This window comes from uncultured Arthrobacter sp. (assembly GCF_947493765.1).
In the GTDB taxonomy this organism is placed as follows: Bacteria; Actinomycetota; Actinomycetes; order Actinomycetales; family Micrococcaceae; genus Arthrobacter_D.
The window spans coordinates 153,902-169,392 of sequence record NZ_CANLSZ010000004.1; the positions used below are offsets into that span (position 1 = coordinate 153,902).

A 15,491-nucleotide genomic window follows, 5' to 3' on the forward strand; every position below is an offset into this window, starting at 1 on the left:
TCTCCGTGGGCCGTGCGGCTAGCGGACACGCACCCCGGCTCGCCAGACGGCGTGCACGAGCGGCATCCCGGGACGGTAGGCCAGATGCGTCGCCGACGGCGCGTCCAGCACCTGCAGGTCGGCCCGGTGCCCCACGGCCAGGGACCCGACGGCCCGGCGTCCGTCGACGTCCTCACCGGTGTGCCGGCGGAGGGCGAGGGCACCCCCGTAGGTGGCTGCGCGCACCGCCTCGTTCACGGTCAGTCCCATCTGCAACACCGCCGTGGCCACGCAGAAGCCCATGGAACTCGTGAAGGACGTGCCCGGATTGCAGTTGCTGGCGAGCGCGAGCTGCGCTCCCGCCTCGAGCAGTCGGCGCGCCGGGGGGAAGGGCTGGCGCGTGGAGAGATCGCACGCCGGCAGGCACGTGGCGACGGTGCCGGTCCTCCCGCCCGACCACGATCCTGCGAGCGCGTCGACGTCGGCGTCGGAGAGGTGGTTAACGTGATCCACGCTGGCCGCCCCGTACTCCACGGCCAGGCGCGTGCCGGCTCCCGGTCCGAGCTGGTTGCCGTGGACCCGCAGGCCCAGGCCGGCCGCCGCGCAGGCCTCGAGGACCCGCCGTGATTGCTCCGGGGTGAAGGCGCCCGTCTCGCAGAACACATCGGCCCAGCGGACGTAGGGCCGCACGGCGTCGAGCATGGGCCCGCAGACGAGATCGGTGTATTCGTCGGCGTCCCAGCCTGCCGATACGAGGTGCGCCCCGAGGAAGGTGACCTCGTCGGCGACGCCGGCGGCGAGGCGCGCGCTGCGTGCCTCGTGCCCGACGTCGAGGCCGTAGCCCGTCTTCGTCTCGAGGTAGGTGGTCCCGCCTGCGGTGGCCTCCTCGACGCGGCCCAGCAGGAGCCGGGTGAGCTCGTCGTCCGTGGCGGCGCGGGTCGCCTCGACGGTGACGGAGATCCCGCCGGCGGCGTAGGACTCCCCCGCCATGCGGGCCTCGAACTCCGCCGTCCGGTCGCCGGCGAAGACGAGGTGCGTGTGGCTGTCCACCCACCCGGGCAGACCGGCCCGCCCGCCCGCGTCGAAGGACTGATCCGCGGCCGGCGCTTTCGCCGCGGGGCCGATCCAGCTGATCCGCTCGCCCTCGAGGACCACGGCGGCGTCACGGAGGACACGGTGCTCGGCGTCCTGTGTCAGGAGCTCGCCGAGGTTGGTGATGAGCAGTGACATCAGTGGTGCTCCCTCGTGGGGGTGTCGGCAGCGGACCGGTGGGTGCGGTCGCGGACGGCGGCGTCCAGCCGGGCGATCGCGGCGGCCAGCAGCGCGGCCGGCTCGCCGAGCGCGGCGTGGACACCGTCCCGGGCCGCGAGGACTCCCCCGACGACGACGGCCCGCACGTCCTGCGCCGTCGCCGTGTAGGCGAGCTGCTCCCGGGTGGACCCGGCGGTGCGCGTGGTGTGCGGATCGACGGCCATGAGATCGGCGACCGAGCCGGGACGGATGCCCGCCCCGCGGCGTCCCTGTGCCCTCGCGCCGCCGGACGACGCGATGTCGAGCAGGGTCTCCGGGTCGAAGTGGCCGCGCGTGCCGGTGCGGAGCCGTTCCCCGTGCTCGAGGGCCCGCATCTCCAGCCAGGGGTCGACGACGGCGTGCTGGTCGGTGCCGAGGGCGAGCGTCGCCCCGGCCAGGCGGAACGGGCCGGCCGGGCCGAGGCCGTCGGCGAGGTCCGCCTCGGTGGTGGGACACAGGACGACGCCGGCGCGGGCGTTCCCGAGGAGACCGATGTCCTGACCGGTGACGTGCGTGGCGTGCACCGCAGAGAGGCGCTCGTGGACGAGTCCGTGGCGGTGGAGCAGGCCGGTGGGTGTCAGACCGGTCGCCGCGAGGCAGTCCTCGTTCTCCGCGGGTTGCTCGGAGAGGTGGATGTGGAGCGGCAGGCCTTCCGGCAGGTGGCGCGCGATCACGGCGAGATCCCGCTCGGGGACGGCGCGGACCGAGTGCAGTGCTGCACCGACCGAGACCAGGTGCTCCGGGTACAGCGCGGCGACGGTGGCGCGCAGCGCGCCGAGCCGCTCGAGCCAGCGCTCGGCCGTGCCGTCGGAGAAGCGGCGCTGACCGTCCTCGAGCGGCTGCCCGAAGCCGCCGGCGAGATAGCACGTGTCCAGCACCGTGAGCCGGATGCCCGCCCGCACGGCCGCGCGGGCGAGGGCGAGTTCCATGGCGTGGGGTCCGCCGGTCCCCTCGCCGTACGGCGTGCCGTCCGCGAGGTGGTGGACGTAGTGGAACTCGGCAACGCTCGTGAAGCCCGCCGCGACCATCTCGGCGTAGACGGCGGTGGCGAGCTCCTCGTAGAGCTCCGGGGTCAGTGCTCCCGCTGCGGCGTACATGGTCTCCCGCCACGTCCAGAAGGTCCCGCCACGATCATGGGTCCGGCCGCGCAGGGCACGGTGGAAGGCGTGGGAGTGGGCGTTGGCCGCCGCGGGGAAGACGACCCCGTGGAGGACCACGTCGCCCTCCTGCGCCGGGACGCCCGGCAGCACACTGCTCACACACCCCTCGGCGTCGACCCCGACCCGCACGGCAGCTCCGATGCCCTCCGCACCGAGCCAGGCGTACTCGCACCAGACCGCCCGGCCCTCCGGGCCGGACTCCTCCGACCCTCCCGCCGGACCGATCACCTGCTGCGTCACAGCAGCTCCTCGAGCACGTCCGCGAGCGCGTGCGCCCCGGCGTCGGCGTCGCCGCGCTCCACGAACTCCTCGGGGGAATGGCTGATGCCGGTCGGATTGCGGACGAAGAGCATCGCCGTCGGGGCGACGGCCCCGAGGATCCCGGCGTCGTGCCCGGCGCCCGTGGGCAGTGTGGGGGCTCCCGGGAAGGAGCGCGCCAGGGCGTCGCCGAGGGTGCGCTGCAGGGCGCCGTCGAAGTGCACGGTGCCGCTGTGCGACTCCTCGGTCAGCGTGGCGCGGCAGCCCTCGAAGGCGCAGATCTTCTGGGCCTGGCCGTGGACCCGCTCGATCAGGGACGCCGTGACGGCGTCGTCCTCGTGGCGGATGTCGAGCCACAGGTCCACGCGGGAGGCGATGACGTTCGTCCCACCCGGGACCGGCTGGAGCCGGCCCACGGTGGCCCGGGCGCCCTCCTGCTCCGCAGCGATCCCCCGGGCCGCGAGGACCACCTGTGCCGCCGCGACCATGGGGTCGGCTCGATCGGCCATGAGCGTGGTGCCGGCGTGATTGCCCTGGCCGGTGATGGACAGGCGCCAGCGGCCGTGACCCAGCATGGTGGAGCCGATGGCCACCGCTGCATCCAGATCGATCAGTCCTCGGCCCTGTTCCACGTGGAGTTCCACGAAGTCGCCGATGCGCCCGATCGCCTCCTCGTCCCGGCCGAGATGGGCGGGGTCGATCCCGGCGGCGCGGGAGGCCTCGGCGAAGGTGGTGCCGTCGGCGTCCTTGAGGGAGCGTGCACGGTCGGCATCGAGGGTCCCGGTGAGCAGGCGGGAGCCGAGGCAGGACACGCCGAAGCGCGAGCCCTCCTCCTCCGGGAAGACGGCGATCGCCAGCGCGCGGCGCGGCTCGACCCCGCGCTCGCGTAGCAGATCCAGCGCCACCAGCGCCGAGGCCACCCCGAGCGGTCCGTCGAAGGCACCGCCCCCGGGCACCGAGTCGAGGTGGCTGCCCGTGACGAGGGCCCCCTCGCGCGTGCCGGTCGCATCCCACCAGGCCCACAGGATCCCGTTGCGGTCGGTCTCCACGGCCAGGCCCCGGCGGCCGGCCTCGGCCTGGAACCACTCGCGCAGGGTCGCCTCCGCCGGTGTGTGGACGCTGCGGGAGTAGCCGCCGCGGGCCGGGTCACGCCCGACGTCGTCGATGGTGTCGAGCAGTGAGCTGACGGTGGTGGTCGGCATCCGGTTATGCTCCGATCAGGAGAAAGGCGACAGGGGTGTTGGGAGAAGGGGTACGGACCCGGTGGCCGGCTCAGCCCTCGTCCATGGGGATCCGGACACCACGCTCCGCGGCGACCGCGGCGGCCTCTGGATACCCGGCGTCGACGTGACGGATCACGCCCATGCCGGGATCGTTGGTCAGGACGGCCTCGAGCTTCGCCGCGGCGAGCTCGGTGCCGTCGGCGACACAGACCTGACCGGCGTGGATGGACCGGCCGATGCCCACACCGCCGCCGTGGTGGATCGACACCCAGGTGGCCCCGGACGAGGCGGCGGTCAGGGCGTTCAGCAGCGGCCAGTCGGCGACGGCGTCGGAGCCGTCGGCCATCGACTCCGTCTCCCGGTAGGGCGAGGCGACGGACCCCGAATCGAGGTGGTCCCGTCCGATCACGAGCGGAGCCGACACCCTGCCCTCCGCGACGAGGCGGTTGAGGAGCAGCCCGGCCTTCGCACGGTCGCCGTAGCCCAGCCAGCAGATCCGGGCGGGAAGACCCTCGAACTCGACGTGCTCGGCGGCGGCGTCGAGCCAGCGGTGCAGGTGCGCATTGTCGGGGAAGAGCTCCTTCAGTGCGGCGTCGGTGACGCGGATGTCCTCCGGGTCACCGGACAGGGCCACCCAGCGGAAGGGGCCCAGACCCTCGCAGAACAGGGGCCGGATGTAGGCCGGGACGAACCCCGGGAAGTCGAACGCCCGCGTGAAGCCGCCCTGCCGGGCCTCGTCGCGGATGGAGTTGCCGTAGTCGAAGACCTCGGCCCCGGCGTCCTGGAAGCCCACCATGGCCTCGACCTGGACCGCCATGGACTCCTGCGCCTTCTTGGTGAAGCCGATCGGATCCGCCGTGGCCTCGTCGTCCCACTGGTCGGGGGTGTACTCCACGGGCAGGTAGCTCAGCGGATCGTGCGCGCTGGTCTGGTCGGTGACGATGTCGATGGTGAACTCCCCGGCGCGGTGGCGCCGCAGCAGCGCGGGGAAGACGTCCGCGGCGTTGCCCACGTAGCCCACGGAGAGGGCCCGCCGCTCGCTCTTCGCCGCCAGCACCTTCCGCATCGCGGTCTCGAGGTCCGTCTCCACCTCGTCGAGATAGCGCTTGCCGGCGCGACGCCGCAGCCGCTCCTCGGAGACGTCGATGATCAGGCACGCACCGCCGTTGAGGGTCACGGCCAGCGGCTGGGCCCCACCCATGCCGCCGCAGCCCCCCGTGAGCGTCAGCGTGCCGGCGAGGGTGCCGCCGTCGTCGGCGAACAGCTTGCGGCCGATCGCGCCGAAGGTCTCGTAGGTCCCCTGGAGGATGCCCTGCGTGCCGATGTAGATCCAGGACCCGGCGGTCATCTGCCCGTACATCATGAGCCCCTCCGCCTCCAGCCTCCTGAACTCGGGCCACGTGGCCCAGTCGCCCACCAGGTTCGAGTTCGCGATCAGCACGCGCGGCGCCCAGCGATTGGTGGTGAAGACCCCCACGGGCTTGCCGGACTGGATCAGCAGCGTCTCGTCGTCCTCCAGCGTCTCCAGCGTCCGCGTGATCGCGTCGAAGGCCTCCCACGAGCGGGCGGCCCGCCCCGTGCCCCCGTAGACCACGAGGTCCTCGGGGCGTTCGGCGACCTCGGGGTCGAGGTTGTTCATCAGCATGCGCAGCGGTGCCTCGGTCTGCCAGGACCTGGCGGAGAGTTCCGTGCCGCGCGCTGCGCGGATGGTGCGCGTGGGGTCGTGCTGGGTGAATGACTGGCTCATGCGATGTCCTCCTTGGCGGCGGTGCCGCCGGTCGCTGGGTACTCCCGGTCCGTCTGACGTGTGATGCTCCGGTGCTCCGGTGGTCCGGATGCTCCCCCCAGGACGGTCGATGCCTCGGCTCCGACCCGCCGTCCGATCCTCGCCACGAGGTCCGGGGTAACCCGGTAGGACGGGGCGATGACGGAGATGACGGCGACGACGCGCGTGCCCCCGCCGTGGCCGACCGTGACGGGGGCTGCGATGGCCGTGACATCCGCCTGCAGGCCGTTCCGTACGGCGACGAAACCCTCGGCCGGCAGCTCACCGCGGAGGACCGCCCCGACGGCGGTCCCCTCGAGCGGGATGCTCCTGCCCACCCAGCTCGCGTGGCGGACGGAGTGGGTGCCCTCGCGCATCGCCAGGTACACGGCGGCGCCGTCGTGCGACGGGACGCTCAGGTAGGCCGACTCGCCGGTCAGCTCGACCAGCCGGTCCAGTGCGGGCCCTGCCAGGGACACGAGCGATTCGTGGCCCAGTGCCTGTGCGCCGAGCTGCACCACGCGGAGTCCGGGGCGGTACCCTCCCTCGGCGTCGCGGCGCACGAAGCCGGTGCCCTCGAGGGTGCGCAGGAGCCTCAGCGCCGTCGACGCCGAGAGCTCGGCCTGCCGCGCGGCATCGGTGAGCGAGAGCGAGCCGGCGTCGCAGACTGCTCCGAGCAGCACGAGAGCGCGCTCCACGGTGCGGGTCGAGGATTCAGCCACAGCGACGTCCTTGCTTTCAGGTTCTCCATGTATTTCACTTATTGAAACTTGATTTTCATTCAATGGCAAGAGCGGCTCCGACCGCGGGAATAGAGGCTCAGAGTGCACCAGCAGACCGTGATCGTGGGACCGCATCCGCTGTCCCCCTCCGACGTCGTCGCCGTGGCCCGGGGCGGCGTGGCCGTCGAGCTGGCGGCCGAGGCGGTGGAGGCCATGACCGTCTCGCGCGCGGTCATCGACGCCCTCGTGGACGACGGCACGCCGCACTACGGCGTCTCCACCGGATTCGGGGCCCTGGCGACCAGGAGCATCCCGCTGCACCAGCGCAGCCAGCTCCAGCGCAGCCTCATCCGCAGCCACGCAGCGTCCTCCGGCGCGGCCGTGGACCGCGAGGTGGTGCGCGGGCTGATGCTGGGGCGGCTGTCCACACTGGCCACCGGCCGGACCGGCGTGCGGCCGCTCGTGGCCCGGGCTTATGCGGACCTGCTCAATGCCGGGATCACGCCCGAGATCGGCGAGTACGGTTCACTCGGCTGCTCCGGTGATCTCGCCCCGCTCTCCCACGTGGCCCTGGCCCTCATGGGCGAGGGCCACGTGCGGGACCGGTCAGGTGCCCGCGTGCCTGCGGCGGAGGCCCTCGCCGCGGCCGGCATCACGCCCGTGGAGCTCCGCGAGAAGGAGGGCCTGGCGCTCATCAACGGCACCGACGGGATGCTGGGGATGCTGATCCTGGCCTCGGCCGATCTGCACCGCCTGCTGGACACCGCGGATCTGGCAGCCGCCATGAGCGTCGAGGGGCTGCTGGGCACCGACGCCGTCTTCGCGGCGGACCTCCACGCCCTGCGCCCCCATCCCGGGCAGGTCACCTCCGCGGCGACCATCCGCGCACTGCTCGAGGGGTCACCGCTGATCGCGGAGCAGCTCACCTCGGAGACGGGCCGGCACCGCTTCACGCGCGTCCAGGACGCCTACTCGCTGCGCTGCGCACCGCAGGTCCACGGGGCCGCCCGCGCCACCCTCGCACACGCCGAGTCCGTGGCAGCCGTCGAACTCTCCTCCGCGATCGACAACCCGGTCGTCACCCCCGACGGCCGCATCGAGTCCAACGGCAACTTCCACGGCGCCCCGATCGGCTACGTCCTGGACTTCCTCGCCATCGCCGTCGCCGATGTGGCCTCGATGAGCGAGCGCCGCACCGACCGCTTCCTCGACCGGGCCCGCAGCCACGGGCTGAACGCCTTCCTCGCCGACGACCCGGGTGTGGATTCGGGGCACATGATCGCCCAGTACACGCAGGCCGGGATCGTCTCGGAGCTGAAGCGGCTCGCACATCCGGCCTCGGTGGACTCGATCCCGTCCTCCGCGATGCAGGAGGACCACGTGTCCATGGGATGGGCCGCGGGCCTGAAGCTCCGCCGGTCGCTCGACGGGCTCACGCGCGTCCTCGCCATCGAGATCCTCACCGCGGCGCGGGCGCTGGACATGCGCGACGGCGGCGCGGTCGGGGAGGCCGGGGGCACCGGCGGGATGCGCAGCTCCGTCCCGATCACCGCGGCACGGACGAGGCTCCGCGAGGACGTCGAGGGGCCCGGGACGGATCGCTACCTGGCGCCGGAGATCGAGGCGGCACGCCTCCTCGTGGACGACGGCTCACTGCTCGCGGCGGCTCTCGGGGCCCTCCCGTCCGTGCCGGGACAGCGGGTGCCCGGCTGACCGCGCAGGCTGCACGGACCCGCCCAGCGCCGCGGCTCAGGTGACCGGCAGCGGACCCGCGGCGCGTCCGGTCATGCGGTCGAGCAGTTCCATGCCCGGCTCGGCGAGCCTGGCCAGGACGGGGCCGATCACGGCCATGAGCAGCACGTAGGTGGTGGCCAGGGCCGCGAGGTCCGGCACCACGGCACCCGAGGCGACGGCGAGCCCGGCGATGACGATCGAGAACTCTCCGCGTGCCACGAGCGCCGTACCGGCACGCGCCCGGCCCATGCGCCCGATACCCTGCCGTCCTGCCGCCCACCAGCCGGTCATGATCTTCGTGATCGACGTCGCCAGCGCCAGCAGCAGCGCGAAGCCGAGGACCGGCGGGATGGTCGACGGGTCCGTGTTCAGACCGAAGACCACGAAGAAGATCGCGGCGAAGAGGTCCCGCAGGGGTTCGAGGACCCGCGCGGCGTTCTCCGCCGTCGCGCCCGAGATGGCGATGCCGAGGAGGAAGGCACCCACCGCCGCCGAGACCTGGAGCGCCGAGGCGATACCGGCCACGAGGAGGGCGGCGCCGATGAGCGTCAGGAGGAAGACCTCGCGGTCCTTGCTGTCGACCACCGCTGACACGGCGTTGCCCCAGCGCAGGGCGATGACGAGCACGAGCGTCACCACGAGGAGGGAGATCCCCACGGTCCCGAGCCCGCCGGCGAAGCTCAGCCCGGCGAGGACGGCCGTCAGGACGGGCAGGTAGACGGCCATGGCGAGATCCTCGAAGACGAGGATGGCCAGGACCGTGGGGGTCTCGCGGTTGCCGAGCCTCCCGAGGTCGCCGATGACCTTCGCGGCGATACCGGAGGACGAGATGTAGGTGACGCCGCCCATCACCAGGGCGCCCACGGGACCCCAGCCCAGGATCACGGCCACCAGCGCACCCGGCGTGAAGTTCAGCACCAGGTCCACGACTCCGGCCATCCACGACTGCCGCAGCCCGGTGACGAGTTCCTTGGCCGTGTACTCCAGGCCGAGCATGAGCAGGAGCAGGACCACGCCGATCTCGCTGCCCACCTGGCTGAAGGTGAGGACGCCCTCCAGCTCGATGAACCCGCCGCGCCCGAAGAACAGACCGCCGAGCAGGTAGAGCGGGATGGGAGAGAGCCCGATCCGGCCTGCGAGCCGCCCCAGGATACCGAGGGACAGGAGGATTGCGCCGAGTTCGATCAGCGTCAGGGCGGTCGAGTGCACGGGTCCTCAGCCGTTACGCAGGATGTCCGCCGCAGAGTCGAGGCCCTCGGACGTGCCGACCACCACCAGCAGGTCGCCGGCGGCGAGGACGAAATCGGGCGAGGGAGAGGCCTGGACCTGCCCGGAGCGCAGGACCGCGACGAGCGAGGCCCCGGAGCGGGTACGCATGCCCGTCTCCCCGAGGGTCCGGTTCTCGAAGGGGGAGCCACGCTCGACGAGGATCTGGCGCGTGGAGATACCGGGGAGGTCGCGGTGCTCCTCCGTCAGCTGCGCGACGAGCTGGCGCGAGCCGAGCAGGTTGCCGAGGGTCGCTCCCTCGTCCGCGGTCAGCGGGATCGACGCGATGCAGGCGTCGGGGTCGTTGGCCTTCGAGATGATCAGATCGAGCTCGCCGTCGCGCTGCGAGACGATGCCCACCCTGCGGCCGGAGCCGGTGACGATCTCGCGCCGCACGCCGATGCCCGGGAGCCGGGTTTCGATGACGTTCATGCACCCATCCTAGTCCGGCAGTGACCCCTCGTTCTCCGCTGCGGCCCTCGTGGAGCTCCCGTTCGCCACCGGCCTCGGGTCCGTCTCCGGCCGGTACAGATCGGGCTCCAGGTAGATGGCGGACGCGATGGGCACCGCCGCACGGATGCGGCGCTCGGCGTTGTTGATGTCGGCCGCGATCTGCGTGCCGTTCTCCTTGCTCTCGACCGTGATCTTGGCGGCGACGAGCAGCTCCTCCGGGCCGAGGTGGAGGGTCTTCAGATGGATGATGCTGGTGGAGCCGTCGCTCTCGATGGCCGCCTCGATCTTCGCGACGTCGGCCTTCGACGCCGACTCCCCGAGGAGCAGGCTCTTGGTCTCGATGGCGAGAACGGCCGCGATGATCACCAGGAGGATGCCGATCATCGCCGTGCCGAAGGCATCCCAGACGCCGTTGTCGGTCAGGAGGGTCATGCTCACGCCGAAGAGCGCGAAGACCAGGCCCACGAGGGCGCCCAGATCCTCGAGCAGGATCACCGGCAGTTCGGGAGACTTGGCGGTGCGGACGAAACGGACCCAGCCCATGGACCCGCGCACCTGGTTGGACTCCCGGATGGCGGTGCGGAAGGAGAAGCCCTCCGCGACGATCGCCCCGATCAGGACGGCGAGCGGCACCCACCAGAAGGAGCCCTCGATGGGGTGCGGGTCCTGGTACTTGTGGTACGCCTCGTAGAGCGCGAACAGCCCGCCGACGCTGAAGAGCACGATCGAGACGATGAAGGCGTAGATGTAGCGCTCCCGGCCGTACCCGAAGGGGTGCTCCGGACTTGCCTGCCGCTGTGCGCGTTTTCCACCGACGAGCAGGAGGACCTGGTTGCCGGAGTCGGCCAGGGAGTGGATGCCCTCGGCCAGCATCGACGACGACCGCGTGAGCGCGAAGGCCACGAACTTGAGGACGGCGATGGTGAGATTCGCGGCGAGGGCCGCGATGATCGCCTTGTTGCCTCCGTGAGCTGCCATGATTCGGTTCCGTTCCTTCTGCCCGCGTCGGTGGCGGGTGCGCCGTTGACGACGCCGGCCATCGATGCGTCCCGGCGCGGCGTCCGGCACTACTCTACGGACTCCCGGCGTCCCGATCGGCACAGCTCCGCACACTGATGGCCGAGCCGTTCACGCGGGCCGGAGTGCCTGGGCGGCTGTACCGAGTCGTGCAGGATCGGCGCCGAGATCCGCGGGGTCGACGTCGGTCAGCAGGCTCACGGCGAGTTCGGCGATACCCGAGGACGTCTGGAAGCCGTAGCCGCCCTGCCCCGCCAGCCAGAAGAAGCCCGGATGCACGGGATCGAAGCCCACCACCGGCAGACCCGACGCGCGCTGCGTCCGCAGCCCGGTCCATGCACGCCGGACCGCGGTGATCCCGAGCGTGGTGCGGGTCCCGAGGTGTGCGACCAGGCGATCGACGTCGCCGGGCCTGGGCTGCGCGTCACCGGGTTCGGCGAGCTCCGTCTCGCTCGGCGAGATGAGCATGCCGTCCGGATCGGGGCGGTAGTAGAACGAGTCGTCGGCGGCGGCGACCATCGGCGAGCCGGCCGCCGGGGCGTTCGCGGCGGTCACGACGGCAGCGGTGCGCCGGTACGGCAGCAGGTGCTGGGGTGCCACACCGCACAGGCGGGCGACGCCGTCCGCCCACGCCCCCGCGGCGTTCACGATCACGCCGGCGCCGATGCTCCGGCGGCCCGCCTGCACCGTCCACGTGATGCCGTCGAAGCGCGCGGCCGTGACGGGGGCGCCCGTGATGATCACGACGCCGTCGTCACCGGCCCGGCGCCGGTGGTACTCGAGGAGCAGATCCGTGTCGGTACCCACGCAGTCCGTGTCGATCGCCGCAGCGATGAAGGTCTCCGGCCGCACCTGCGGGCTCAGGCCGAGCGCCTCGGCGTGCGAGAGCTGCCGCATGGACCCGTGGGCCTTCGCTGCGACGTCGGCCTCGGACCCGATGAGCATGAAGGACCGCGGCGCGGTGAGGGCCAGCCCGGTGGACGCCTGGACGTCGGCGAGCAGATCGAGCGTGCGCCGGGTCAGGTCCTGGACCGGTCCCGGGCCGTAGCTCGGGATGAGCTGCCGGGCGGAGCGCGACGACGTGTGGTACCCCAGCGTCGGCTCGGACTCGACGAGCACGACGGCGGCGAACGGGGCCAGGGCGGAGGCCAGCGAGAGCCCGGCGATCCCGCCCCCGACGATCAGGACGTCGCAGTCGAGGGTCCTCATGCGCCTCTCCCCGACGCGGTCGGCTGCGCATCCATCGGCTACCTGGCGCCTCCGACGTGCGCGCCGGGAGTGCCGTCCGTGGTCGGTTCCTCATGCTCGCCTGCGACCTCGGTCCGTGCGATCTCGGCCCGTGCGGCCACGAACGCTGCCACGCAGGCCTCGATGTCCTCGGGGGTGTGGGCGGCGGAGAGCTGCACCCGGATGCGCGCAGCACCCTTCGGCACCACCGGGTAGCTGAAGGCCGTGACGAAGACCCCGTGGGCCAGCATCGCGTCGGCGGCGCGGGCGGCCTGCACGGCGTCGCCGAACATGACGGGGATGATCGCGTGTTCGCCCTCGAGGAGGTCGAAGCCCTCCTCGGTCATCCGGCGGCGGAACAGTGCCGCGTTGGCCGTGAGCGTCCCGCGCAGCTCACCGCTGTTCTGTACCAGGTCCAGTGCCGTCAGGGTCGCGGAGACGATCGACGGCGCGAGCGAGTTCGAGAAGAGGTACGGCCGCGCACGCTGCCGCAGGAGGGCGACGATCTCCGAGCGCGCCGCGACGTATCCTCCGGACGCACCCCCCAGCGCCTTGCCGAAGGTCCCCGTGAAGATGTCCACCCGGTCCGCGACGCCGGCGTGCTCCGGGGTTCCCGCACCGGTGGCGCCCATGAAGCCGACGGCATGGGAGTCGTCCACCATGACCATCGCATCGTAGCGCTCGGCGAGATCGCAGATCGCCTCGAGCGGGGCCAGGTAGCCGTCCATGGAGAACACGCCGTCGGTGACCACCAGTCGACGGCGGGCACCGGAGGCCTCCTGCAGCTTCGCCTCGAGATCGGCCATGTCCCGATTCGCATAGCGGAACCGCTGGGCCTTGGACAGGCGGATGCCGTCGATGATGGAGGCGTGGTTCAGTGCGTCCGAGATCACGGCGTCGTCGGCGCCCAGGAGAGATTCGAAGACCCCGCCGTTGGCGTCGAAGCAGGAGGAGAACAGGATGGTGTCCTCGGTCCCGAGGAACCGGGACATGCGCTGCTCGAGCTCCAGGTGCAGATCCTGCGTGCCGCAGATGAAACGCACGGAGGCCATCCCGAACCCGCGCTCGTCCAGCGCCGTCTTCGCTGCGGAGATGATGTCCGGGTGGTCGGCGAGCCCCAGGTAGTTGTTGGCGCAGAAGTTCAGCACCTTCGCGTCCCCGGCGTCCAGGGCTCCGGCCGTGATGTGGCTGGACTGGGGCGAGGTGATGCGGCGCTCGTGCTTGAAGAGGCCTGCGGCGCGGATGTCGTCGAGCTCACCGGCGAGCTGGTCGCGGACTGCTGTGTACATGGTGTTCCTGCCTCCTAGAACCTGGTCCAGTCGAGGACCACTTTGCCGCTCGCGCCGTCGCGTGCGGTGGTGAAACCCTGCTGCCACCGATCGGCGGGCAGGCAGTCGGTGACCACGGAGGAGACCGCGTCCCGCAGCGTCCTGTCGGACTGCAGCATGGCGCTCATCGCGTACCAGGTCTCGAACATCTCGCGCCCGTAGATCCCCTTGAGGGTGAGCATGTGTGTGACCATCTTGCCCCAGTCGATGGTGATGGGGCCCGCGGGGAGGCCGAGCATGGCGATCCGGCCGCCGTGGTTCATGTTGTCGATCATCTCGGGCAGCGCGGTGGCGTGACCGGACATCTCCATCCCGACGTCGAAGCCCTCCTTCATGCCCAGCTCGATCTGCGCGTCGGCGATGCGGGTCCGGGAGACGTCGATGGCGAGATCCGCTCCGGCGCCGCGTGCCAGGGCGAGCCTGGGTGCGGAGACGTCCGTGATGGCGATCTTCCGGGCGCCGGCGTGCCGGGCGACCGCGACAGCCATCAGGCCGATCGGTCCGGCACCGGTGATGAGGACGTCCTCGCCCACGAGCGGGAAGCTGAGCGCGGTGTGCACCGCGTTGCCGAACGGGTCGAACACGGCGCCGAGCTCGGGGGTGATCGTCGCGTCGTGGACCCAGACATTGGTCTCGGGGATGACGACGAACTCGGCGAAGGCGCCGTCGCGCTGCACCCCGACGCTGGAGGTCCGGATGCACATCTGGCGGCGGCCGGCCCGACAGTTGCGGCAGATGCCGCAGACGATGTGCCCCTCGCCGGAGACCCGGTCCCCCACCCGCACATCGCGGATGCCGTCCCCGAGGGCCACCACCTCGCCGTAGAACTCGTGGCCGGGGATCAGGGGGGCCTCGATCATGCCCTGCGCCCAGGGGTCCCAGCTCTCGATGTGGAGATCGGTGCCGCAGATGCCGGTGGTCATGACCCGGATCTTCACCTCGCCCGGGCCGGCCTCGGGCTCGGGTCGGTCCACGAGTTCGAAACCGGGGTGCGCCCCGGATTTGTACAGCGCCTTCACCGGACAGTTCCTTCCATAGCGCCTCCGGACCGTGGCGGGGTGGGCCCGGGCCGGGCGCTGCGAGTACCGGGCGGGATGTGCCCGGATGCAACGATAGCAGCGGGGCGCCGCGGACCTCCGTCGGGGGTCCGTCAGGTCCCGTCCTCGAGGACGGCGGCGAGGGTCTGCGCGCCGAGCTCGACCAGGGACGGCGCGTCGGACGAGGAGGCGAGCAGGGCACTGCCGATGCTCAGGGCCCACCCGCGGGCCCGTGTCCAGGTCGCTGCATCCGTGGGCCGGAGGTGTTCCAGCTCCGCGCGGAACGCCGCCCGGCCGGCGGCATCGAAGTGCAGCCAGGCCGCCGCGAGATCCGTGGCCGGGTCCCCCGAGCACAGATCGCCGAAGTCGACGACGCCGGCCAGCGCGCCGTCGGGGGCCAGGACGGTGTTCGCGGCATGGAGATCGCCGTGCAGCCAGAGCGGCGCAGCGGACCAGGGGGGTGCGGCGAGGGCCGCGACCCACACCTGGAGCAGACGATCGGAGGGCATCCCGCGCAGTGCCTCGACGCGCGCACGCACGACGGCGTCACGTGCCTCGAGCGGACCGCCGCGCCCCACCGGGCTCACGGGTGCTTCGGGCGGGGCGGGCCGCTGGAATCCGGCGAGGAACCGCGCGAGCGCCGCGGCCGCTGCCCTGCGATCGGCGCGCGGCACGGTGTTGCTGCTCGCACCCTCGATCCAGCGGCAGACGGACCAGTGCCACCTGTACCCGGTGCCCGGTGAACCGCAGGCCAGAGGAGCCGACGTCGGCAGGTCCAGCCCGCTCACGAGGTCCGGCAACCACCGCTGTTCCGCGACCATGAGCGGTTCCGCTGCCTCGCGCTGCGGCAACCGCACCACCAGATCATCGCCCAGCCGGAACAGGACGTTGTCCCAGCCGTGGCCCGCGTAGGTGAGCGGCAGATCCGCCAGCTCGGGGTGCTGGTCCGCGAGCAGCGCGGCGACGAGGGAGGGCGTGAGGCGGACCTCCGCCGGTGGCATCAGCGCCATCGCGCCCTTCCTCGGGTCGTGC

13 protein-coding genes are annotated in these 15,491 nt (G+C 72.0%); 1 reads left to right on the forward strand and 12 read right to left on the reverse strand.

All coding sequences use genetic code 11. The annotated features are described in order from the left end of the window. Positions 1-18: 18 nt before the first annotated feature. From hutI to Q0747_RS07945, 5 genes are all read right to left on the reverse strand, one after another. Positions 19-1,209, reverse strand: a complete 1,191-nt coding sequence (gene hutI, locus Q0747_RS07925; protein ID WP_298253346.1) for an imidazolonepropionase — start codon at positions 1,207-1,209, stop codon at positions 19-21. Then, entirely contained in the window at positions 1,209-2,669 is a 1,461-nt protein-coding gene (locus tag Q0747_RS07930) for a formimidoylglutamate deiminase (protein ID WP_298253347.1), read from the reverse strand. Before Q0747_RS07930 ends, hutI begins: the two co-directional genes overlap by 1 nt. Next, positions 2,666-3,889 (reverse strand): allantoate amidohydrolase, encoded by a 1,224-nt coding sequence (locus tag Q0747_RS07935; RefSeq protein ID WP_298253348.1) that lies wholly within the window; start codon positions 3,887-3,889, stop codon positions 2,666-2,668. The genes Q0747_RS07930 and Q0747_RS07935 overlap by 4 nt, the downstream gene beginning before the upstream one ends. A gap of 70 nt (positions 3,890-3,959) precedes the next feature. Then, complete coding sequence (locus tag Q0747_RS07940; protein WP_298253349.1) at positions 3,960-5,657, reverse strand: urocanate hydratase; 1,698 nt, start codon at positions 5,655-5,657, stop codon at positions 3,960-3,962. Further along, positions 5,654-6,397, reverse strand: a complete 744-nt coding sequence (locus tag Q0747_RS07945) for an IclR family transcriptional regulator (RefSeq protein WP_298253350.1) — start codon at positions 6,395-6,397, stop codon at positions 5,654-5,656. Before Q0747_RS07945 ends, Q0747_RS07940 begins: the two co-directional genes overlap by 4 nt. A gap of 102 nt (positions 6,398-6,499) precedes the next feature. Between Q0747_RS07945 and hutH the strand changes: the two genes are divergently transcribed. Beyond that, on the forward strand, positions 6,500-8,110 hold the full coding sequence (hutH, locus tag Q0747_RS07950) for a histidine ammonia-lyase (RefSeq protein WP_298253351.1): 1,611 nt from the start codon (positions 6,500-6,502) through the stop codon (positions 8,108-8,110). A gap of 36 nt (positions 8,111-8,146) precedes the next feature. Here the strand turns inward: hutH and Q0747_RS07955 are convergent, their stop codons facing one another. The 7 genes from Q0747_RS07955 to Q0747_RS07985 form a co-directional block, all read right to left on the reverse strand. Further along, positions 8,147-9,340, reverse strand: a complete 1,194-nt coding sequence (locus Q0747_RS07955; protein ID WP_298253352.1) for a cation:proton antiporter — start codon at positions 9,338-9,340, stop codon at positions 8,147-8,149. A gap of 6 nt (positions 9,341-9,346) precedes the next feature. After that, positions 9,347-9,829, reverse strand: a complete 483-nt coding sequence (locus Q0747_RS07960; RefSeq protein WP_298253353.1) for a cation:proton antiporter regulatory subunit — start codon at positions 9,827-9,829, stop codon at positions 9,347-9,349. A 9-nt stretch (positions 9,830-9,838) separates the two neighbouring features. Then, complete coding sequence (locus Q0747_RS07965) at positions 9,839-10,828, reverse strand: cation diffusion facilitator family transporter (RefSeq protein WP_298253354.1); 990 nt, start codon at positions 10,826-10,828, stop codon at positions 9,839-9,841. 150 nt (positions 10,829-10,978) lie between these two features. Continuing rightward, positions 10,979-12,076: an FAD-binding oxidoreductase gene (locus tag Q0747_RS07970; RefSeq protein ID WP_298253355.1), complete on the reverse strand. Its 1,098-nt coding sequence runs from the start codon at positions 12,074-12,076 to the stop codon at positions 10,979-10,981. A gap of 38 nt (positions 12,077-12,114) precedes the next feature. Next, positions 12,115-13,383 (reverse strand): glycine C-acetyltransferase, encoded by a 1,269-nt coding sequence (locus tag Q0747_RS07975; protein ID WP_298253357.1) that lies wholly within the window; start codon positions 13,381-13,383, stop codon positions 12,115-12,117. Between the two features lie 14 nt (positions 13,384-13,397). Beyond that, positions 13,398-14,441 carry an L-threonine 3-dehydrogenase gene (gene tdh / locus Q0747_RS07980; RefSeq protein WP_298253358.1) on the reverse strand — a complete coding sequence of 348 codons (1,044 nt, stop codon included), beginning with the start codon at positions 14,439-14,441 and terminating at the stop codon, positions 13,398-13,400. Positions 14,442-14,572: 131 nt separating this feature from the next. After that, positions 14,573-15,469 carry an aminoglycoside phosphotransferase family protein gene (locus Q0747_RS07985; RefSeq protein WP_298253360.1) on the reverse strand — a complete coding sequence of 299 codons (897 nt, stop codon included), beginning with the start codon at positions 15,467-15,469 and terminating at the stop codon, positions 14,573-14,575. Between the last annotated feature and the right edge of the window lie 22 nt (positions 15,470-15,491).